Origin of the sequence: Pseudoalteromonas sp. S558 (assembly GCF_005886635.1) — a bacterium.
Taxonomy (GTDB): domain Bacteria; phylum Pseudomonadota; class Gammaproteobacteria; order Enterobacterales; family Alteromonadaceae; genus Pseudoalteromonas; species Pseudoalteromonas aliena.
On the sequence record NZ_PNDU01000561.1, the window covers coordinates 1 to 751 of the forward strand.

Below are 751 nucleotides of genomic sequence, written 5' to 3' on the forward strand. Positions count from 1 at the left end.
TCAAAACTAATTACCCGCTTAGATTGTTACTGAACATTTCAAAAATTTTAAACTCGACAAATTTTACTAATTTTATTACCTTGCCCAACATGAGCATTTAAAAAGAATATACCGTGAAAACAAATTTAGTTACCCGCGAAGGCTACTTACAGCTGCAACAAGAACACGATCATTTATGGAATGTAAAGCGCCCTGAAGTTACAAAAATAGTGAGCTGGGCAGCAAGCTTAGGCGATCGTTCTGAAAATGCAGATTATCAGTACAATAAAAGATTACTGCGCCAAATAGATCGCCGTGTGCGTTATTTACGCAAACGTATTCCCGATCTAAAAATTATTGATTATTCCCCCGTTCAAGATGGAAAAGTCTTTTTTGGCGCATGGGTCGAAATTGAAAACGAGCAAGGCGACATTAAAAAATTCAGAATTGTAGGGCCTGACGAAATTTACGACCGTAAGGACTATATTTCTATCGACTCACCGATGGCACGTGCATTAATTAAAAAACAGGTTGATGACGATTTTGCAGTAATGACGCCACAAGGTAAAAAGGAGTGGTATATAAATTCTATTGATTATCAAAAAAATATATCGTAGGTTTTGATTCAGATCATGTTAACTTTTGATTGTTTAAATTATACCAATAAGCTATAAATGAATTTATTCTAATACCAATTGCATTAAATTAGTGATCTATTATAGCGATAAGAAAATAGCTCAATAACAAGTCTAAAATTATTATACATATTTAT

General features: G+C 33.3%; 1 protein-coding gene. It reads left to right on the plus strand.

The genetic code is table 11. The features are described from left to right. The first annotated feature begins 113 nt into the window (after positions 1-113). Complete coding sequence (gene greB, locus CWB66_RS21425; protein WP_138587002.1) at positions 114-596, plus strand: transcription elongation factor GreB; 483 nt, start codon at positions 114-116, stop codon at positions 594-596. Positions 597-751: the final 155 nt, after the last annotated feature.